Source organism: Rhizobium sp. NZLR1b (assembly GCF_019685155.1).
Taxonomy (GTDB): domain Bacteria; phylum Pseudomonadota; class Alphaproteobacteria; order Rhizobiales; family Rhizobiaceae; genus Rhizobium.
Genome location: NZ_JABDWC010000002.1, coordinates 79,876 through 101,387, shown reverse-complemented (window position 1 = coordinate 101,387; position 21,512 = coordinate 79,876). Strand labels below are relative to the sequence as shown.

Genomic DNA, 21,512 nt, shown 5'->3' with positions numbered 1-21,512 from the left:
GATGTCTCTGGTCAGGCACAACGATTTCCTCAAGCGGGACAGGTTGCCGGTAGCAATGGACTTCCGACAGCTCGACCTCCCTACGGCTCCAGAGGCCGGTGGGAAGTCTCAAGTCTACAGCTTCCCGAAGGGCTATCGGTTTTCGATTCTCAACTCCGACCGTTCGAAGATCGGACATTGCATCGTCGTTTCCTACGGCGAGTGGGACGGCCTCGGCGGCAAGTTCCAGGTCCAGAACGTATCAGGCGATCAGCCTTTCCATCTTTCGAACTGGCAGATCAGCCAGCTCGAACGGCAGGGACGTTTCATCCCCCACGAGTCGAAGCTGACCGGACGGCAGATCGACACCTCGATTGCCCTCGATCCGGAGCAGACCAAACAGGCGCAGCGGAAGCTCGACTATGTCGTCTCGATCCTGAGGGAGAACGGCAAAGGCACCGTGATGCCGAGGCGGAAGGCAGTCCTCCGGGCGGCCCTCAAGCACGCGCAGAAAGCAGGGGACGAGAAACCATTCTGCTACAACACCCTCAAAACCGCCATCAGGGCTTACATCGACAACCCTTTCAATCGCCTGCTGGCGGTCGCTCCCGGGAGAACACGCGGCAACCGTGAACACACCTATTGCGATCGCCTTGAGGACCGCTTCAGGGAGGCGGCCGAGTACGCCTGGTCTTTGCCCAAAGGAACGGCACTCGACGCACGCAGGCGATACGAAGAACTTTTGCTCCTGCCAGAGAACCGAGACCTCATTCCCTTGGTGACCGACGAGGACGGCAACATCGTCAAGCCTAGCCAATCAACGATCGAGCGGCGGTTCTACGGTGTCGACCACTTTACCCGGGACGTCCTGCGCAAGGACCTCGAGAGCGCGATGCGCATCCACGACCTGCGCATTCCACAGCTCCAGCCAACCGTCCCGCTGGAAGTTGTCGAGGTCGACTACACCGAGCTGGACGTCTCGGTCATTGATGACCTCTACAGCTTCATCTGGGGCCGGCCCAATATCATTCTGTTCCGAGACCGCATGTGCGCCGGTATCCTGGGTTTCACGATCTTCTTCGGAAAACCCAGCTTCGAGGCATTTCTGCACGGCTTCAAGCAGGCCATTTACCCCAAGGATATGTCCGAATACCCCGGCCTCGACTGGACAATGCACGGTCTGATGAGCGTGCTCGTCGTGGATGCCGACACCCATCTGCAGAGCGACAAAATGCGCGCGTTCTGTGACGAAATCGGCGTCACGCTACACGAGGTCCGCCCCGGCGAGCCTAATTCGAAAGGCGGCCTCGAGCGGACGATCAGGACGCTGAACGACAGCCTCATCCACAATCTTCCCGGGACCACTCTTTCCAACGTCGTGAGGCGCAAGGAGGGCGGCAAGGAAAAGGAGCTTGGTCAGCCCAAAATCAAATTCAGCGAACTCGTCAAGCACGTGACAGCCTGGGCCTGCGACTACAACAGGTCGTCGCATAAAGGCCTTGGATTCCTCAGAAGCCTCAAGGGCGTTCCGCAGCAGCTCTTCGACGACAACATCCATAAGGCGGGCAACCGCCAGCCGATCAATCCCGAAATCTTCGCCAGGCTGTCGGGCGAGCAACACGAGGCGGCCATTCAAGACGGCTGCATCGTCTGGGACTACATCCGCTATTCATCACCCGAACTGGTGGTCATGGCAACGTCGCCGACGAGCACGCCTCCAAACCGCGCAAATGCCAGAAAGCCGCGCAAGCCGACTACGCTTTACCAGTGCTGTCGTGATCCTTCCGACCTTGGCTTCATTTACGTGACTGTTCCGGGTGCAGACCTGGCGGTCAAGGTGCCCGCGGTCGCCGCCGATCTGAGCTATGCGAGCGGCCTTCGGCTCTACCAGCACAAGCGGGCCATCCAACACCACAACAAGCACAGTCGACGACCCGTGACCAACATCAGGGACCTCGAAGCTTCCCTCGCGGCTGATGGGGACGACCTGACCAACATCCACGCCGAGCGAAGGAAGCACAAAACAGCCGATCAGCTTGCGGCTTTCTATCGCGGCGTTGCCACCAAGACCCGTCGTAGCCGTATCGTCGAGACGGTCACCAGCGCCGCCGCGAGCTCGAACTTCATCGATCCAGCGAACCCGTTTTCGCCGCCCGGCCGGAAGCGGGCTTCTCCGGCCGCCAATGACTACCGCCCCGAAGATACGCCCCCAGAAATCCATCAGCGCGACGAGAACGGTCAGCTCATCCCCGGCGATCCTCTTGCGGCGAAGGTCGAGCAACATGCCGCCCGGAAATCACGCAAGCCGAAAGCCGGCGTAGCCGAACAGAGGGAACACCTGTCCGGGTACGACAACACCGACGACATCGAATTCCTGCGGAAACTCTACGAAAACGACGAGGACGATTGATGATCACCCCAGCACTCAGCAGGCCGGAGTTGAGGTTCTTCCCGGAATTCCACATCACCGCCTTCAAGACCGACGAGGAAAGGCGGGCCGCTGCCAGCCTCTCTGTCACGGAACGACAGAAAATGATTACGAACCTGATCGTGCCGCACCGTCGTTTCAAGAACGGCTTGGAGTTCGTGAGGGACAGATTCCACCGGCCTGTTGACGGTGGGAATCACGCGGCCGGTTGGATTGGCGGTGTGATCGGAGAAGCGCGGACGGGTAAGTCATTCCTTGTCCAGTACTACGCTAGCAAGAACCCGCCGGTTTTCGGCGAGAGGGGTTGGCGCATCCCTGTTGCCTATCTGGAGGCGAGAGAAGACTGGGATCGCATCGAATTCGCCCGCCAGATTTTCACAGCTACGGGGGCGTCTACAATCCCCCGAATGACGATCGCGTCCATGAACTCGACTGTTACACGTCGACTCCGGCAAATGGAGACAGAACTGCTGATCATCGACGATGCGCATTTTCTTTTCCAGGTGTCGAGATTCCGGTCGAGCTCTCACGCGTCGTTGCTCCAGCACATCGCGAACCAGAAGCAATGCAACATTCTGTTGGTAGGTCTGCCGAACGTCAAAGAGGCCATTGTCGCAAACGACCAGCTCTACGGCCGAGGACAGTTCCCCTCGTTTACGATGAAGGAGTTTGACCATGGTAAGCCCAGTGGGCGCAGCCGTCTCAAGATTTTCCTCGCGGACGTCGACGCCCGTCTGCCGTTCCCGTCGCTCTCCAATCTCCATAAGGAGGAATACCTACACGACTTCATCACGTTCGGCGGCGGCTCCGTTGGGAAGATCGTCATGAACCTGATCATTCCTGCCGGCTACATGGCGATCAACCGAGGATCGCCGTTCATCACCCGCGAATTCCTGCGCATCGCCGCAGAGGACCGTCTTCCGAGCGGCCAGACGTTGGTCCCCTTTCGTGACCGGGAGGAGCCAAAATGATCGAAGGTGTTCTTCCCTTCAGTCGGTGGAATTTTGCGCCTGAGCACGATGAACCCGCCCACGGATACAGCCTCCGGCTGATCGATGCCCACGGCGTGAACAGCGCCGTGACCTTCAACATCTGGAACGGCATCGAGAGCGATGCGGTGAGCCCTCACGGTTCCCTGTCTTTGCTGGAGGCGCATCCGCTTCCCGCCGATTGGCTGGCGACCCTTCGTCTGGCGACGCCTCGTGAGGAACCGAAGGTCGCACATATGGGCGGGCAGACGTTCTCGGCAGCCCAGATTTCGCAATGGAACCGACGCTGGTGTCCGGGATGCATTGCCGAAAAGGCCTACCATCGAAATTGGTGGGACATCGTTGCGTTGCGCAAGTGCCCTTTGCACGGCGTGGAACTCGTTCAAAAGGACGCGGAAGGCAACGCCGTCTCCTGGACGTGGCCTCAGTTCGGGTTTTCCCGAGCAGGCTGGGACCTTGGCAAACGGATGGCCCGCGTCGAGACTAATGGTATCGGTCGCTATGTGCTCGGACGTCTCGGATATATGGAAGCCATCCAGATCGACGCTTTTAACGGCGTGGCGTTGAGGGATGTCATCGACGTTTCCGAAATCTTCGGGAAATTCCTTGCGAACCCGCGGATGGAGGAAATCCCGAAACCTGGCGTCGACGATATCGACAACGGCTTTCATGCCTTGAGCGGAGGAGGGCCTTCCGTCGCAGAGGCGGCACGTGCTTGGCTCCGACGATTCCCACCTCCTGCCGACAGCAACCCGGCAGTCGACGCCCAGTTTGGTTGGCTCAGCAAAAAGACGTCGGCAATCAGAGACCCCGGTCTCAAACGATTGCTTCGAAGAGCGCTCAAGGAGGCGAGGACTTTTGAAGTCTCGGGCGTGAAGCGGCATATCAGGGCCGCAGATTTTCTTGTCGAATACGTTTCGCCGGCACACCTGGCACGTGATCTCGGGCTGCAGCCCGCGGGCCTCATTGCCATCGCTGACGAACTGGGTATCCGCCACACCGCGCGGTTGCGTGATCAGGTGGCAAAGGGCGACGCTGATCGGATCAGGGCCTTCGTAGGGTCCTTGATCTGCCCAGAGGAGACGGCAAAGCGGCTGGGTATCCATAAGGACGCCATCAGACATCTAGTCCATGCAGGCCACCTCAAAGTCTTCAAGGGACTGAACCCGGGGAAGCGCAACGGGGCTCGCTATGACCTTGGCAGGGTCAACAAGCTTCTTTCGATTATCGGGGACCTCCCCATCAACGGCAAACCGGATTTCGGCATCACGTTCGATCTCTATCGCAAGCGAAACAAGCTAGTCCCCGGAAAGCTCGCGACCGATGTCCTGGAAGGACTGCACACGCTCGCAGATAGGCGGACTGACGCTCCTGGCTTCAAAAGCCTCATGATCGAGACGACCCACAGACGGCAAAGGCACGCTTTCGGACGAGATCACAAGATGGTGACAATCGGGCAAGCCCAGGCAATCCTGAACCTCAGCCATGTTACCGTGATGATCCTTGTCGAGAGGGGACTTCTGGGTTCAATCGATCGGCGGCCAAGGTTTACCCTCCTGCATCGCTCGCTTGTTTCGATGTTCGCCAAGCGTCATGCGAAGGTGGCTGACTTCGCTCCGGCGCTTGGCCTTCATCCCATCCAGCTTTTCAAAAAGCTATCGAAAGCAGGGGTGAAACCCGTCATCGCTTGGAACCACAACGGGCAGCGAACGGAAACGGTTGTGCGTCGGAAAGACGTCGTAGCCGCGCTTGGCCTCGATCACGATCCCTCCGTGGTCCACAATCCTAAGCTGGTCGAGTACTGGACCTCTTTGGTAGCCAAGGTTCGCAATCGTTGCCCGTATCTTTTCATGCCGGACTCCCTGCCGTTTGGCGGGCAGAGGGCTTGGCAGAACTCGACGTTCTCTGCGGTGTTCTGTTACGATCCCACTTGGTCGCGGCTGCTCGTTGAGATGGTCCCTTATGGAAACGAGCGCGAGTTCATTGAGCTAGACGTGACGGAACATGCCGATCGCGGTGAGGTCGACCGATTTCTTGACGGGCTCGTCCTTTCGATCGAGCGATCGCAGGAATTCAGCCGCATGAAAGTTCGGGAGAGCTATCATCGAAAAAGAGAGGCGAAGCTCTGACGAGAGTTACCAACGACCGCCGGCCAGAGAGTCGACTTTGCCCTGGCCCACAGTTTGCCAGCCGTTACATTGCCTTCAGCACGACATATGTAGGCCATACTCCCTTTCGAGACAGCATAGTGTTCGCTTTGCTCATCGACACCGCTTGAGCGTGGTCCGACTGCTTGAAGTCGTGGGTCGTGCGACTGTCGCGGACAGTCGGGGACCAAGCGCCGAACCCTTGATCAAAGATCACGGAGGCCGTGCGTCCGTCCGCGAAGGACAAGTCCAGGAAACGTCCATGGCCGCACTCGCCCACGACGACATCGACGTTTACGTTCTTGAGCAAGCCGTATTGCTTCTGCACTGACGACAACGCCACCTGATCCGGCCAGTCATTCCAGAGATACTTAGGGGGAAATACTGCGGGCTTTGGTGGCGACGTCGTAATTTTCAGGAACCCGGAAGCTGATCCCTTTAGCAGCGCAGACGCGGTGTCGATCAGCAACTTGGCTGTGAGGGGCGATCGGACATAGGGGTCCTTGTATTCGATCCGGGTGATTGACGCACCAGCCTCGAAGCCGAGCTCGAGCAGGTTCGCCCGGATAAGGCTTGCCATTCCACTTCCGAAAAGGCTCATAGCTCGGTCGAGATTGTTCTCGATGAGAAGCACCTTGGCGCTCGATTGGGGCAGTAGGTCGGATGGAGGGGTTGGGGACGTGGGTTCGATTTCCGAGACCGTGCCTCGGTAGATCGAGCTTTCGCTCGGCTGACCCCACGCTACCCCGGGGTAGCGCGACGCTCCGTCCCGCGTCACCCAGACTGCGGTATCCGGACCACCGGTGACGCTGGCGAAAATCGGTGCCCCGCTTCTGCTGATCGGCGCGGGGCCAATATGGATCGCGAAGTCTCCCTCGGCTTGGGAGAGACGATGACCCAGTGCGTGGAGTGTGAGCTTGGAAGCCTGATCAGCCTGCGCGATCGCTGAGCGCGGCACCACGACGACGGTTCGATATCCTCGATACGCCCAGGTACTCAGGGTCTGCATGATTGGCCAGGATGGAACCTGGCCCAAGTCGGCGTCCTCCGGGAAGTAGATGCGGACGACTGGATTGTGTCGACGCTTGAGTTCCCGGTCGATTTCGTCAGTGACGGAAATGGACAGTTTGGTGTCGTCGGAGAAACGTTCCGCTGGGTCAACCGCAACTCCGAAGCTCAAATGCGATCTGACGAAGGCGAGCGCGGTCGTTCTGTCGAGCTTGCCGTCCTCGAACGGTGCGTCTGGCGTCAGCACACATGCGGCGCAGCCATCGACGCATCCCGGGTTACGACAGTCGAGAATAGTTTCCGCATCGCGCAGGACTTGCGCGATATCGTCGCCCATCGAGATCGAGAAGCCGGCACCGCCTGCGTTCCTGTCGAAAACGAGAAGCGAGCTGCAGTCGCCGCCGAGTTCGTTTTTCGACCGGTGAACCGAGTATCCCATCTCATCGGCCTCGACGCCAAGAGCACGTGCGAGCGCCTCGCGCAGCGCGATGACCAGAGCTGTTGCTGCAGCGTCTGAAATCCGGAACGAGGACTGCAGCTCGAAGACGTCGGTCGTTATCTCATAGCCTAGAGCGAGATGACGCTTGATTTTCCACCTTTTCTCGACGCCTTCGCAGACGATCGGGCCGTCGGCGGCCTTGCGTCTCAGCGGGCGATGGCCGTCGAGCGGAGACGGTGAAATCTGTCCGTCGGCGGCGGGAACCGTTTCCTTCTCGGGTTCGGCGCGCCCGCAGTGCAGGCAAACCGCATAACCGTTCTGGGATGGGCCATTGTTTGAATAGTAGACGCTGCCTTCCCGGCTGCCACGATATCGCCCGAGCGAAGGTATCGGGAGAGCAACCCACTGCTCGTCCGAGATCGACACGATTGGTTCTTCTGGCGGAACGTATTCGATCCTGTCGGTGTCGGCATGTTCCTTTTTCCAGTAGTCCACGGCGAAGCCGCTCGGGCGGAGATACTCGACACTGAGAACCTGAGACCCGCATTCCCGGCAGGCGCGGACATCCTGGAGGCTGGTTTCGGCAGCTCCGCACTGGGCGCAGTGCCAATGCCGCTTGATGCTCTGAACTTCTCTTACCTTCTCCTCGGTCGCGGGTCTCTTCCAGTTGAGCAGCACGCCGGCCGATCGGTGGACCAAACCGTCTAAGACCACTTCCGATCCCGGCGCGTAGTCGCGGATCGCTAGATCGAGCGATCGTTGTGGTCCCGACAGGCGGGTATGCCTGCGACCGTCTTTTGACGGCTCCTCGTCCTTAGCCTTCTTCGATCGATGTGGGATGAACGTCACTACGTTCGTCGGGAAGCCGTGGCCTGGGAGAAACCCGCGGTCGGCCAGTGCGCTCAACAGGAACTCGCCGCACAGCCTTTGGAGTTCAAGAGACATGCGGGCGCGCCCAGCTTCCTTCATCGTCTCGCCTTCGTCGCGGGCGAGTTGACGCAGGCCTTCCCATTCGTGCACGAAGACTTCCTCGACCTGCTGCATCGCCACCCTGCAGTCCTCGATAAGCGTGTTTTCCGTCTCCAATACCGATCTTGCGACGAGTTTCTTGAGGTGCTGCTGGCTGGCAACGGCCGTTGACGGTTCTCCCAGCCAATGCAGGAATTGCGATACCGGAGAATTTTCGGCCCGGCCTTCCAACACCTTCACTGGGCATCCCATCAGCGCGCCGATGGTCAACTTGAGCGCATCACCGCCCCGTGACAGCATATATTGACGGAGTAGGTAGGCGTTCACGTGCCTTTGAACGATAGGGCGGCTGTTGAGCGCCACTTTAGGCGGGGACATCGATCTTTCGAGATAGGCGAGCGGATTACTGAACGCTTCGCGATCCAACGGCCTATCTCGGCAGAACGTAAACGCCATGGAGAAGGGTTGGCGGCGGCGGCCAGCTCGACCTACACGCTGTCGGTAGTTGGCGATCGATGGCGGAACGTTTGTCATCATCACGGTGGACACCGACCCGATGTCAACGCCCATCTCCATGGTCGTCGAGCAATTCAGGATGTTGATCCGTCCGTCTTTGAAATCCCGTTCGTAGTCCCTGAGACGTTGGCTCTCCTGCTGTGCTGAATGCTCGGCCGACCGGAAATAATCCACGAACAGCGCGAGGCGGTCCGAGATGTTGATCCAGATTCCCGCCTGTTTCAGGTCGGCAACACGTTCGTCTGCAGTCAACCATTCCGAAACAGTCGACCTTGCCGAGGCTGGGTCATCCGGCGCAATGAGCTGCACCGGCATCACCGGCATTTTCAAAGGGGTAACCAAAGCCGGCGCAGCGTTGACACGAACATACGGAGAAAGTCCGAATGGTGCGATCTCCACAGCCTTCCTCGTCACCGGGCATCTGTACGCTTCGGTCACGGGAGCGATCACCGCCTTGCTGAAATCGAGCGCGGGATTGTCGCGGTCGGAATTCAGAACGTGTTGCAGCTGGTCCCAAGCCATCTGCAGGCAGTTTTCCATATCGTCTTGGTCGCCTGGGTCGGCGATGTTCAGGTTCAGGCCCAGGACTAGGAGCGTCTGAGGCGTGGACAGGCTCGAGAGGTTCCGCGGCACCTTGGGCCATAGAACGTAGCGCTTGTCGCCGCCGCTTGATCGTCCGGGGCCGAGTAGGGGGCGCAATCTGATTTGAGGGGCGATCCACCGCATGGTGCGAGGATCAACTGCCACCGCGGATTTCGCCCGGATGAAATGATTGACGATGGCTGTGAGGTAATGACGCCAGTCTGTCAGCGTCTTGCCGCGATCCGTGAACGAGCGAGGCATTGTGGTAGCACGTTCGATGGATGGGAACTTCAGGCTTGCCAGAGCCAGGGTCTCCAACGAGTTGGCGCGGCGCGGCCGCCGGAACAGCTCTCTCAAGACAAGGAATTCGGCAAGCTTTCGCGGATCGCCTAAGCGGTCGGGATCGCGCGGTTCCCAGACTTCCTTGAGCCAGAACTCGATCTCCGGGCGTTTGGACAGGCGGTCAACGAGTTCGTTCCATCCGACGCCAGCCATACTGGCGCTAGTCAGCTTGGCGATCTCGGCGCGCTGCTGGTCGATAATCTGTTGAAGTCCGGGGTTTGCGGCAACCATCGGTTCCATCTGACTGATAACATTTCGCAGATTTGCGACTTCCGGAGTGTCGGCGGTGTCCGACAACGAACCTTGAACAGCATGATAGATGAACGAGCGGACGAAGTTGCGTTCGGACTCGGCCTGGAACTTCGCGGACATTCGGGCCGTCCCTTGGCGGCTGTCTGTGAACGAAATCAGGCCTCTTCCCGACGACGGCAGAGTACGTTGACTATTCGGCCTCGGATCGACGGCTTCAAGAAGGATCGGTGCTGCCGCCGTAACAAGGAATGGCGCGCCAAACCTTACTGGTCGAAGGAGATTGTCGATCCCGCGTAGCGCGTTCGTACCACAGCATGGGCATGCTCCGTCGGCATTCGATTTTTCCTCGTAACGCAGGGTTATCGCGCCGTCGGAAGGGCCCGCCAACACGCGCCAGTCCGTCGTTGAGAGAGTGATCGTACGTGACGCGCGCGACGGTTTGGCAGCGAAAAGGATCGTTTGCTTAGCCACATACTGCGCCTGCGTGGCCGGCTCCTCACTGTCATCGTCATCATCGGATTCTTCGGGGTCGAGTCCTCCGTCGCGTTCGGCCTCGTACTGAAATTCATCACGGGCGAGACCTCGTCGGGACGGGCGGAGCTTCCCGGCTGTTCGGTCCTCCTCCGCCTCCAGCATCGGCTCTCCGCACTCGGTACATGTGATCAACTCGACCACCGGGGCGTCGCAGACGTCGCAAGTGTCGAACTTGACCGAGAACAGCTTCCCGAAAGACCACCCCGCTGGAGACTTGCCGCAGCCAGGATTGATGCATCCCCAGATGCCCGGGATCGCGCGCTCGAAGCTGTGCACCCTCATCGGTGCGAGCCGTTCGGGCTCTCCGGTTTCCGGATGCGGCTTTTCGGCCGACGCAAGAAGAGAGAGCAATGCCTCGACATCGGTTCCCATCGACTTCGCCAACCTTGCCAGGGAGGTCAGCGGCTGCGGCTTCTCCTTGAGGGCTTTTACGAAATCCCATACCTGGGATTGACCGCCCAGATGGTCGTATAGTGCGGCAGGCGACGCCGTGGACACATCCAGCTGCGGAACCGTGCCGCCGTGTGGCTGATGCGGAAGTGTCCGTTCTCCCTTGATGACGTGGACCTGACTATCGGGTACCCCGGCAACCTCCGCGAGGAATTGCCGCAACTTATCGTCCGTATCGCGGTCATCGCCGATCGTGGCCGAGGTGGCGACGAAATGCACATTCTCCGGTGCGGTGTCGAAGGCGAGTAGAACGCGGCGGATGAGCAGTGCCGTCTCGGCGGCGGCGGCACCAACGAGAGAATGAGCTTCGTCGAGAACAATCCAGCGGAGTTTCCCGTGGGATTTTTCGATGATCGGCTGATCCTCGGCACGCGCGAGCATGTATTCGAGCATCGTGATGTTGGTGACAAGGATCGGCGCGGGAGAGGATCGCAACTGGTGCCGGTCGATCTGTCGTTCCGGATTGGCCTTGCGTTCACTCTCGGGTTGCGCAGGCTGGGGCAGGTCGCCGTTGTACAGGCAGTAGCGAACTTTGCCTTTGAGAGGTCTTGTCCATGCTGAAAGACGTGCACGCTGGCTCTCGATCAGTGCATTAAGGGGATAAAGCAGGATTGCCTGAACGCCCTCGAGTGTGGCGGAATTCCCCTCGGTTTGCCTCACCAGATCGCTCAGGATCGGAAACAGAAAGCACTCCGTTTTTCCGGAACCCGTACCGGACGTTACCAAGACTGACTGTGGGGTCCCCGGTCGGGACAACGTTTCCCAGGCTTCCATCTGGTGTCGGAACGGCTTCCTGGATTTGGGAAATCGATACTCGTCATCTTCGGCAAGCCCATCGAGAATGGAGACCAGCTTCGGGTGTAGTACCTCTGCCGGGACCTGCTCCATGTTTCTTGAGGCGGCGACGAATGGATGCGCGCCCTCGATGACGGGGTCCTGGATTACAGAACCTTCCGCGGCGCTCTCGCTGCCCAGCATGGCGCGCAGATGCCTGTTGAGGTCATCGTTGTTGGTGCCAAGCTGCGCCACGACAGCGTCGACCGAACGGCGTCTGATGTCGGACAGGGTTTCGAAAGGCTTCATTGTTTGGTCCTGAGCATGCTGAAGAAATGGGGGTAGGCCTGGGAGACAAAACCGCCGTGATCACGGAGCGCTACGCGTAATAGAACCTCGAGGTCTGGGTCGATAGTAGCTCGGCCCAGCGCCGCGGCGGCCAGAAGTATCGGCGCGTTTACTGCATCGAATTCTGAAAGGGTGAAACGGGTCTGGAGTTCTTTGGGCAGTGCCATGCGGAGTTCCCCCAGCCGAACTGCTAGAGGAGAGGCTCGAAGAACACGGGTGTCCTCGGTTTCGCGCTCGCGCTCGTCTTTGATGAAATTCTCGAAGATGCTCTCGATAGACTTAGCCGAGGTGGCGAGCGGAAATCCGATTGCTGAGACGATGACAGCTAAGGCCGGCTCGATCTCGACGAGATCGGCGACCTTATCCCGGAAATATTTTACGAGAATTTCCATCCGGAATTCGTCGGTGCCGGGAACTTGCGAGAGCGCTTCTTCGAGCATCGTGCGTTCGATATCGAATGCCTCTTTCCAGCAGCGAAGTGGGATAGCAAGCCAGATAAAGGGAAGTTGCCCCTGCAGTCCCCACACCGACAACCGTTCCTGCGTATCGGCAGCCCCCAAGAGGGCGCGCACCAGGGTCTTTGGATGCTGAGGGAGATGACGCAAGGCTTCCATCGCAGAAGGCGGCAAGCCCGCGAGATTGGTGATCATCGACCTGAGGTATTTGAGGTCGTCGACGGCATCCGTCTCGGTGCCCATTTTTTCCAAGCGCTTGGAAATGGCCGCTTGCAGATCGTTGAAGGACCGAATGGCGAGGCCGCACCGCAGGGAGCCTGCCGGGAAATCCGGAAGGTCGGCGGCACCAAACAAGAGCGCGGGCCTAGTCAAGATATCGGGTCCGTCCCGCAGATAAGCGAGGCATGGTCCGTACGCATCGTCAGGCAGCCTGTACCTGCCGTCAGCATCCCTAACCAGACTTCGTTCAAGCTCCGGCGCTAGAACCGCCCGAAACACTGCTGAGCCGACTGATGGGAGGGTTACCGCGCCACCCTGGATGGGTGGGCGATCCAAGCGATATCTCGCCAACCGGATTGGCGGCTTGGAATCGCCGACAAAATGTAAATCGAGCTGTACGTCCTGCTGGTCGGAGCTCGCCAGAATTTGCTCGATCGACGGCTTCAAAGCGGAGATGGCCAGCTCACCATCGACTTCCACGCAGATGTCCTGTGACTTCGAGCCTTTTCTCGAAATTACGAGAGTGGCTTTATGGGACGAGACCGCCCGCGACCCACGCAGCAATGCTAGGTCTATCTGCTGTCCTTCCCGCACCAGTTTTCCCGCGCCGTCCACCACCATGGCCTCGCGTGCCGAGACAGGTACGACGATCGGAATAGGGTGGCCCAATGCTGGCACCAGTTCGGCAGAAATCCGGTACTTGGGGGTCGCCAAATATTCGAAGCTATTACCGGTCAAGTCTGCGTTTACGGTTCTGACCGCGCTATCCTGTAGGCGGACTTTCCACCCGGGCAGATCGGTGATGGACAGCTGCCCTCGAGTCTGGGCGGCCATTTTGCCCTTAACAGAAGCGCCGTGCGCAACGACCGCGACTTTGCGTTTCTCGATCTGGATGTTCGCCTTGGGATCACGCCAGGATATCTCCAGCATCCCGAGATCGGCGATCTCGCCGCGGAGAACAGCCCTCCACTGGCCGCCAGGCACACGGTAGAACAGCTCATCGCGCTCGATGGATCGTTGCACCCCGTCTCGTAGAATCCTGAACGTCAAAGGTGTTTCCAGGATGTCGAAGTCACCGTTCGCCATCACGCCCGCGGAATGACGCGCGTTAAAATCTAGGGTTTCTTCTCGTCCTTCCCGGCCAGCCACGACCCGGTATCTCCCGTCCGCGGAAGCGCCTGGCTCCGAGAAGTAAAGGGTTCCAAGCACCTCGACGAGAGACTTGTCATCTATCGACCAAATGCGTCCCAAGGCGTTGTCGTCGCCGTCTACCGTCCACGTTGCGGGAACGAGGACGTAAAGCTTCTTTGAGGGCAGGCTGGCTGACCCGGTCTTTACCAAACGCAACAGAGAAGGGTTCTCTGTCGGCTCATCTTCCTCGAAAACCAGGACTTCCGACGAGACCCGATGTCCATTCGGCCAATCAAACGTGTGAAACCTGCTGTTGGCGCTCAGGTCGACACTCACCGCCGCTGAAAAGGGGAAGCCGACAATCAACCGGCTCAGGTCAGCGAGGGGGCGGACGCGCCACGTTTGCTGGTCCTCTGACGGCGGCTCGAGGAGTGCGAACTGGCTGGGCAGGTAGTCGGCGAGTGCGCCCGTGGGAATGGCCCGCCAACGGGGTCCCGTCGAAACACCCTGGAGCTTGCCGACAGGAATATCGCCCGTTGCCTGAATGCGCAATGCAGGTTGCCAACCGCCGGGTTCAAGGCTGAGATATCGTTCGCAGCCGATCCCCACACCCGTGAACGATTCAATTTTCTCGGCAATGAGGCCAGTCAACAGGGCTCGTGTCGCAGAGTCTTCTCCTGGCGGCAGGTAGACCGGGATCGTGTCCTTCCACGTGGGGTACTTCGCATCCAGGAAGGAGACAGGATCAATGCCTGAAAGTGCTTCGCTCTCCACGACAGCGCGCCACTTTGCGAGTTCGGTGGCAAGTTCGGCACAGAGGTCGACAAAAGTGTCGTGCCTATAGCTCGGCTTGACGCGGTAGGACTCATCATGCGCGAAGCTGCGGACAGCCTGAAGTTCGTGGGCTGCAATCGCGTGGCGCAGCAGCCGTCGCAGATAGTCCCGGAGCCACCCAGCGCCTTCGTCGGCGATGACTCTAACCGGGACGCCACCTTCGAGGGCAAGCGACAGCAAGTATTCTTTCGCTCCGTCGATTTCAATTACACGACGACGCCAGAACAGAAGGCCGACCTCCGCCATCTCCCGCTTCTGGTTTCCGTGGATGGCGGGAAAGATATCCGGTGCTAGGGCGTCCCACTTGCGAAAGGTCGACTTCGCCTCTCGCCTGAACCACTCCGCGCAGAACGCGGCGAAGATACCACAGGCGTTGCGGTTGCCCGGGACAAGCTTGCCGCTGGTGGCGAGCACATGAAGTAGCGTTCTGCCGGCTTCGAACTCCCGATCCGTCATCCTGTATCTGTGAAAGGGGCGTCCGTCAGGTTGGCCAAGGCCACGGGCTTGCAGGAATGCGTTCATCCAGTTCGTGGCTGGATCGGCGCTCGATGGAAGCGGGCTTGCCGAGGTTCGCAGTTCTCTGAGCCGCCGGACGACCAGCATCTGCAGTTCGTTGGCGGCGTCGGAGTACCGCTTTTTTAAAACTTCATTGAGGCGTTCAAGCGTTGGTAGATGATGGTAGCAGCGCCTGAATTCTGCGCGCAGTCCATCGTCATCAATATCGTTTGAAATCACAACCGTCCCCGCCCAGCGATTCGAACTTTATTGTTATCTAAAGTTGAGCTCGCTTCAATATTCAGAAAGCATATAGTCAGGGTAGAAACGACCGGCTTCAACGGTTTCGATTCTTAAAGTCAGAGACCGGAAGGCGTTAACGCAGTAATTCACGTTTTTTGCAATTTGTTTACAGCACGTATTGAGCGAGACGCAAGTATTGGAGCCGACGGCATCCAGCCATGTATGCGATGGACACTTACGTTCGAAACCCAAAAAGCAACCTCTGGGGCCGCATACTTGCAGCCTGTCCCTATTCCTGGTCCCCTCGGAAATAGAAGCTATCCACCTTCCGTTCGGTCGTTGGCCGGAATAGCTCGCCGTCTGCCAACACCGTTTCGATCCTGCTGTCTTTCTCCCAGACGCGGTCCACAAGGCACCAGTCAAGATTGACGTGCTGACCGTCTTTCGAAATCAACAGACCGATGCCTTTGGTCGCCTTCGCGTCATACTTGGCTGCTTCCGTGAACATCGCCAACGCTCCCATGCGCATGCGCTCTCCATCAGGACCAGACGACGGCCAGTCAGGGTCCATGGCGGCAACCATATACGTGCAATCGTTCTCCGGCCAGGTGAACCGGAATGGTTTGATGGCTTCTCCCGCACGTGCGGCATCAAGCGATTTCACCAGACGAAGCTTGAATTCGCGCCAAACCGAGCGGGAGGAGCGGGCGAACTCGATGAGGATACGGTAGTAATCGTTGTCGTCATCGCGCTTCACAATGTGGGATGCCAAGTCACCGAGAATGGGACTTAGATCGAATGCATCCAAATCCTGCACGAATGAGCGGAGCCGCTTTTTCGACCCTGGCTCGGGAAGGTCTTTCTCGGTGAGAAAGGCGACCATTATGTCCGGCTCGTCGACTTTCGTGTCCTGCTCTCGCAAGCGGGGCAGCACGGACTGTCGGTACTCAAAGTACAGACGGATGTCATTCGGAACGCGAAGCTTGTCCAGAATGCCCAGATAATCGTTCGCGGCCAGCACATGGATGAATCCCGCTGAGCGGCTGATATAATACTGGGTCTCCCAGCAATCAGCTGGAAGCGCCTTGGTCGCCGAGAAGATGACGACTTTGTTGATGTCGGTCAGCTCTGGTCCTTTTACGTCAACGGTATGACCCTGAGCGTTCTTCAGAGTGATACTGTCGTTGTCGGCGAGATATCTAAGAGAATCGCGGATTTGTTTCGTCGCTTTCCCGAGTACCTTGTTGTTGAACCAGCGGCGCTCGACTTCCGGGTCGTCGCTCGCGTCTGTCCGTTCCTTCAACTGGTACACGTAGGCCAGCGGGCCAATCAGCACTATCCCATCGGCCAGCTCCACCTTGTCCTTGGGGCGAGGGTAGAACCATGTCTCCGAGTACGTGAACTCTTTCCAGAAGGTGGCGCTGTTGAGCTGCGCGGTGAACTCTTCGAGTGTCATGAAATCTCCATGCAGATGGATTGCTTTTGGTCTCGGTATAAGCGGAGGCGGCTTTATTCGGAAGCCGGCTTGCCCGGATTCTCAATGCTGAAGCAAACACTTGAGCCCACGTTCGTTGTTGATGGCGATCACCTCCCGGATGGCTTCCGCCGACAACTCACGGTCCTTGAGCAGCCTGCCATGGAGATCGAGAAGCGCCCCCCGGTTTTCTTCGAGCAGGGTTTTCGCCCTCTGGAACTGGGTCTTCAACGTGTTGTCGACGACACGCTGCAAACCTTTGCGCTTCATCCGCATCTTTTCCAGGCTCTTCGGTGAGTCCACCAATTCAACTGCAAGACTGCCGCCAAATCCCCACTTGACTTCGATCATGGTAGCAAGCTCGGTCGCGAGATTGAGGTCGGCTACCTTGTGTCCCGCCGCTCCGCTGCCGAAGTCGCCAAACAGCACTTCCTCCGCCGCGATGCCGCCCAACAGAATTGCGATCCTGTCCAGGAAGTAGGTAGACGTCTTCCTGTCGAACGCGCGTTCCATGAACTTGGCGTGTCCAAGAGACTGGGCTTGGCCGTCGTCTCTGAATTTCTCGCAGATGGATACCGAGATAAGCGGGTCGGCCCCCACCAACACCCCGACGATCGCATGTCCCAATTCATGGCCTGCGATCAGCCGCTGCATGGCCATCGGGATTTGCTGCGTCGGTGGCAATGCCCCTTTGACATCGGAAACAATGATCTCGCGGCCCTGTCGCCTCGCGGTTCTACTTGCCTGACGAACGCACTTCTCGATGTCCGCGCCCGACCAGCCTTCAGAGTCCGATGCCACCGTCCTGACCTCCTGATCGGAGAGACGTCCGCGCAGGTAGAAGCGGAAGATGTCCGCGCGCGTTTTCTCGTCGGGAAGGCCGATTTCGAAATGGCGCTCGAGACGGCCGGAGCGCAGCAATGCGGCGTCGATCAAGAGCGGATAATTGGTTGCGCCGAGGACGATGACGCCATCACGCGCACGACCGCCGTCCAGCAACTCGAGGAGACCATTGATCACCTGACGAGCATAGGACGAGTTGCGGCCGACGTCTTCGGTTCGGCTTCCGATGGAGTCCAGTTCATCGATCAGGAGGACACACGGTTTCGCAGCTTCGGCGTCATCGAAACTTTTCTTCATCGCTGACAGCATATCTCCGAGGTAGCCGCCTCCCGAGGATTGCCATTGTGCCGCGGAAGCGTAGACGAAGTTCGTCTTGCAAGTGCGCGCAAGGGCGGAAGCGAACGAAGTCTTGCCAGACCCCGGAGGTCCCGACAGAAGGACGCCGCGATCGACATCGTCCCAGGTAATCTTGCCAGCGCGCCACGCCTCCACGTCGTCGGCGAGCTCCAGACCCCATGCCTTCGCCTCACCGTAGCCAGACAACTCTTGCAAGCTCGGTCCTGCGGGGACGTTCGACGGAACACCCATATTGGGATAGAGGCGTAGCCTTCGAAGAGCGGCGGCAAACGGACGATCCCGGCGGATGGCGATCGCCGCGCGGACCGCCGGCTGGCTGGCGAGGAGAGCAGCGTCTTCGTCGGTGAGATTCCCGAAGCCCATGCTGCGTGCGGCGATGCGATGATCGCCAGCAGAGGGAGATGGGAGTTCCGCGACGACGTCAGCCGCCAGCCTGATTTCGTCGGTGACCAATTTTTTATTGGCTACAAGAATGATGGCCCGCCGGAGCCTCTTCAGTTTCCTGTATTCCGAGAAGCCCTCGTCCAAGTCGGTCTCGTCAAGCACCGGAACAACGTAGTTGTAGCCTTCATCCTTGCTGAGGGGCAGGGTTCCCTCGAGCAGAAATTGGGCCGCCCGTTGATAGGCATTGAAATTAGCGTCCGGCGGCAAAACGAATGCCACTACGAACCCCGATCTCTTCTTTAGAAAGAGCCGGATAACACGGGACATGGTGATGACCGCCAGATGGGTAGGCAACGAGAGGGCATCGCTTTCTTCGTCGCCATAGGGGTCGAGATATCGTTTCGGTAGACGTTTGCTGTTCTTGCCGGTCATCGTTGCCTCGGTGTTCGGGATTGGAGCGCGGATTAAAAGTCACGCGCATATCCGTCGCACCGCCGTCTCGGGACCGATCAGGCCAGCATCGAGGTCCACCGAGATGAAGCCCTGAATGATCAGGGTTGCAAGGCCAGCCACTGCTTTCGTTTCAGTGAAGGCGGCCAGGCTTTCCGCAACTGTCAGGGTTCCGTTTTCGTCGAGCCCGGCGAGCAAACGTAGCCGATCCCCGAGCGACACCGGATGGTTCGCATATCTCAAAAGGTCCTTCGCGTTTCGAAGTCTCGGACCGCCATAGATTTCGTCTCGCCGAAGCTGGCGGTAGGACATTCCCATCCTGCGAGCGGATGCCATCAGCACATCTACATCGACATCCCTGTCAGGGGCGTCCACCAACTCCAGGCAGCCGTCGGCATCGAGGATTTCGAAATCGGGGACATGAGCTTCGCCCCCATATGGGATGGAGAGCGGCAGACATTTCCAATGGACGACGGTCGGATCGAAATCGAAGATGCAGGCGGCGTCACGGGACACTTGGGATCGGTAGATGGTGACGCCGTCACACTTGATGGTACCGGTTGGATAGAAGGTTCTGATTGACGCGGTTTTTCTATTAGCGCGCAACGTCAATGCGCGGGACGCAATACCCATAAGGCACCTCAAAGCTACAATAGATGACCGGAGCCGCCGCCGACGGCTCAGAGATCAACGTATTCGTATGAGGGCAGGGCGCTGTTTCATGCGGAGAACATTTAGAGAACGGCGCGTGCACAGTCAATAGGCCGCACGCGGCAAAGTTGAATTTTTTACGGGAAGCTGTGAGTATGCTCGGCACCGCCTCATTTGAAGAGCTTGAGACGTTGTTGCCTTGAGGACGAAGATGCGTGGACTATCGAGGGCTTTTGCCGCTGTCTTTCTCGCAAGTGTGGCGGTCAATTCGCCCGTGATGGCCGATGGTGGCTTCTCCGGAAAATCGTCACCGCTCTGCCTGGTACCCGTCCAAAACGGCCTGCCCATAAAGAAGGATTTGTATCAGGCGTTCCGCATGATATCGAAAGTGGTCGTCGTCCCCGGACTGGACCGACCGATCATATTCCCCAGGAACCGCGGCGGCGTCTGGACAATAGACGACACCGGGTCCTTCGTGCCATTCGGCGGCGATTTTCCCAACCACTACGGTGATGAGTATGCATCGGACACGTCGAACGGAGACGTGATCGGCGTGAGCGACAAGCTGGGTGTGTTCAGACTGAGACGGGGCGAGAAGGAATTCCAGCGTATCTATGCTGCCGACGGAAAGCCGTTCGTCCGTCCTTTCTCGGCCGTCTATGTTGCCAGGTTCGGTGGAACTGTGATCTCGGATAATTCGGGACTGTATCTCCTGAAATCGTCCGGCGAAGTCGAGAACCTGCCATGGGACAAAAGCGTAGCAGCCGGTGGACCTGGTCGAGTGTTTGGCCTTCCCGAACTGAACCTTCTCCTCTTCACCGATTACGGCCACGCTTACCTGAGGGACGATAGCGGAAAGATTACCGTCTTCGACGAGGGCTTCAATGGGATTCAGGCCGCGCGAGTCACGGCCAAAAAGGAAATCTTCATCCAGCCGACCAGCAATGACAATTTCACAGTGCCTTGGCCACCGACTGACCCGACACGCCTTCCGGCACACCAAGGCACGAGCACCTATGAAAACTTCGAAGGCATCACGGTCTACGTCGGCGACATCGTGGCCATACATGGGCGGAAGGTTTCGATCGATTTGCCATTCAGAACCGATTATCCGCCGCCCATGGAGTTTCCAGTCGGCGATATCTTGGTGAAGCCTGCCGAAAACGGCATCTACACGCTGAACTCCGAAGACAAATGGGATTTCGTAGACAGGAGTGGTGAAATGGCAGTGAGGAGGTCGCCACCTAACGCATTTCACCTTCCCGCGGAAAACAAGGCGTTGCTTATAAACGGCAGCCAAGGGCTACACATGCTGGTTCTCAAGACGGACGAACGGGCTGCCGGGTGTCTGAAATAATCTTACCGTCTGTTCGTCCGATACGCCGTTGAGTGTCCCACCTGCCCATGGATAAACCGATGCCAGCTCCGAACTAGCGCCGGAATCATGCGCCCGTAGATGCAATCGAGCGGAACCGGGAGGCTAGCCGAGTTTCAAGCCTAGCCAAGCCTTCGCCATTATTCAGGTAGCCAAGATATCTGTGATGTCGCAGGTCCGCTGGAACGTCGCCATCATTCTGAGTAAGCGGCACGACGTGCTTCCCGAGCGTGTGGGCAATGCCGGCTTCGTAGAAGACGTTCGGGTTCTTCCCTGAGAAGTCACAGACAACAATGTTCGATCTTAATATTAGGTCGAAGATATCCTGAATCAGGACCGAGTTTTCCCAGATGTCGTCCGCGCGGGTGCATCTTAAAAACACGCTCGCAGCAGCGCGCTTGATGGCCTCGTATACCGGAGTGAACTGCGAGGAAAATGGCATCATCACCGAGACCAAGTCTGCCTCCAGGGTGACGTTCTGGAGCTTGAATACATTTGGCTGGATGTAGTAGCGCGGCCCTTCAACAGCATTCCCTGAAAGGGAAACACCACCGCCCTGAAGTTCGTCCACATAATCGGATATGATCTGAAAGTTCGCGGGATCGTTGCCCACGATTGCATTCAGAACCGACAGGACATTACCTTCATAATCAGGGTCGCCAAACGAAAGGCTTCGGAGCAGTCGTGGATGGTTCGTGACGAGCTCGTAAGAGTCGGTGAGCGTCGCTAATTCAATCCAGTTCGTATCGTCGAAAAGTGTTTTGATCTTCTCTTTGATCGGCAGGAGGGCACGGCGCACTGATGGATCGACATACATTTTTATCGCCTTCATATCGCATGGGTT

10 protein-coding genes are annotated in these 21,512 nt (G+C 58.4%); 4 read left to right on the top strand and 6 right to left on the bottom strand.

Going from position 1 to position 21,512, the window contains the following annotated elements:
• The first annotated feature begins 1 nt into the window (after position 1).
• Genes HJB84_RS02730 through HJB84_RS02720 form a run of 3 tightly spaced genes read left to right on the top strand, consistent with a single transcriptional unit; the run spans position 2 to position 5,525 of the window.
• Positions 2-2,389, top strand: a complete 2,388-nt coding sequence (locus tag HJB84_RS02730) for a hypothetical protein (protein ID WP_221115224.1) — start codon at positions 2-4, stop codon at positions 2,387-2,389.
• Entirely contained in the window at positions 2,389-3,378 is a 990-nt protein-coding gene (locus HJB84_RS02725) for a TniB family NTP-binding protein (protein WP_221115223.1), read from the top strand. Before HJB84_RS02730 ends, HJB84_RS02725 begins: the two co-directional genes overlap by 1 nt.
• Positions 3,375-5,525, top strand: a complete 2,151-nt coding sequence (locus tag HJB84_RS02720; RefSeq protein ID WP_221115222.1) for a TniQ family protein — start codon at positions 3,375-3,377, stop codon at positions 5,523-5,525. Before HJB84_RS02725 ends, HJB84_RS02720 begins: the two co-directional genes overlap by 4 nt.
• A gap of 64 nt (positions 5,526-5,589) precedes the next feature.
• Here the strand turns inward: HJB84_RS02720 and HJB84_RS02715 are convergent, their stop codons facing one another.
• The 5 genes from HJB84_RS02715 to HJB84_RS02695 all read right to left on the bottom strand — a co-directional run bounded on the left by HJB84_RS02715 (position 5,590) and on the right by HJB84_RS02695 (position 19,158).
• Positions 5,590-11,718, bottom strand: coding sequence for a DEAD/DEAH box helicase (locus HJB84_RS02715; protein WP_221115221.1), 6,129 nt, complete (start codon positions 11,716-11,718; stop codon positions 5,590-5,592).
• Positions 11,715-15,131, bottom strand: a complete 3,417-nt coding sequence (locus tag HJB84_RS02710) for an STY4851/ECs_5259 family protein (RefSeq protein WP_311044989.1) — start codon at positions 15,129-15,131, stop codon at positions 11,715-11,717. Before HJB84_RS02710 ends, HJB84_RS02715 begins: the two co-directional genes overlap by 4 nt.
• A 292-nt stretch (positions 15,132-15,423) precedes the next feature.
• On the bottom strand, positions 15,424-16,590 hold the full coding sequence (locus tag HJB84_RS02705; RefSeq protein ID WP_221115220.1) for a hypothetical protein: 1,167 nt from the start codon (positions 16,588-16,590) through the stop codon (positions 15,424-15,426).
• Between the two features lie 81 nt (positions 16,591-16,671).
• Positions 16,672-18,624 (bottom strand): AAA family ATPase, encoded by a 1,953-nt coding sequence (locus HJB84_RS02700; protein ID WP_221115219.1) that lies wholly within the window; start codon positions 18,622-18,624, stop codon positions 16,672-16,674.
• A gap of 39 nt (positions 18,625-18,663) precedes the next feature.
• Positions 18,664-19,158, bottom strand: coding sequence for a hypothetical protein (locus HJB84_RS02695; RefSeq protein ID WP_311044988.1), 495 nt, complete (start codon positions 19,156-19,158; stop codon positions 18,664-18,666).
• A 346-nt stretch (positions 19,159-19,504) separates the two neighbouring features.
• On the opposite strand from HJB84_RS02695, the gene HJB84_RS02690 reads away from it, so the two are divergent.
• Complete coding sequence (locus HJB84_RS02690; RefSeq protein ID WP_221115217.1) at positions 19,505-20,650, top strand: hypothetical protein; 1,146 nt, start codon at positions 19,505-19,507, stop codon at positions 20,648-20,650.
• Positions 20,651-20,735: 85 nt separating this feature from the next.
• Here the strand turns inward: HJB84_RS02690 and HJB84_RS02685 are convergent, their stop codons facing one another.
• Positions 20,736-21,485 carry a hypothetical protein gene (locus HJB84_RS02685; RefSeq protein WP_221115216.1) on the bottom strand — a complete coding sequence of 250 codons (750 nt, stop codon included), beginning with the start codon at positions 21,483-21,485 and terminating at the stop codon, positions 20,736-20,738.
• Positions 21,486-21,512: the final 27 nt, after the last annotated feature.

Coding starts and splice junctions, on each gene's coding strand:
- HJB84_RS02730 (WP_221115224.1), top strand. CDS start 2: ATGTCTCTGGTCAGGCACAACGATTTCCTCAAGCGGGACAGGTTGCCG.
- HJB84_RS02725 (WP_221115223.1), top strand. CDS start 2,389: ATGATCACCCCAGCACTCAGCAGGCCGGAGTTGAGGTTCTTCCCGGAA.
- HJB84_RS02720 (WP_221115222.1), top strand. CDS start 3,375: ATGATCGAAGGTGTTCTTCCCTTCAGTCGGTGGAATTTTGCGCCTGAG.
- HJB84_RS02715 (WP_221115221.1), bottom strand. CDS start 11,718: ATGAAGCCTTTCGAAACCCTGTCCGACATCAGACGCCGTTCGGTCGAC.
- HJB84_RS02705 (WP_221115220.1), bottom strand. CDS start 16,590: ATGACACTCGAAGAGTTCACCGCGCAGCTCAACAGCGCCACCTTCTGG.
- HJB84_RS02700 (WP_221115219.1), bottom strand. CDS start 18,624: ATGACCGGCAAGAACAGCAAACGTCTACCGAAACGATATCTCGACCCC.
- HJB84_RS02690 (WP_221115217.1), top strand. CDS start 19,505: ATGCGTGGACTATCGAGGGCTTTTGCCGCTGTCTTTCTCGCAAGTGTG.
- HJB84_RS02685 (WP_221115216.1), bottom strand. CDS start 21,485: ATGTATGTCGATCCATCAGTGCGCCGTGCCCTCCTGCCGATCAAAGAG.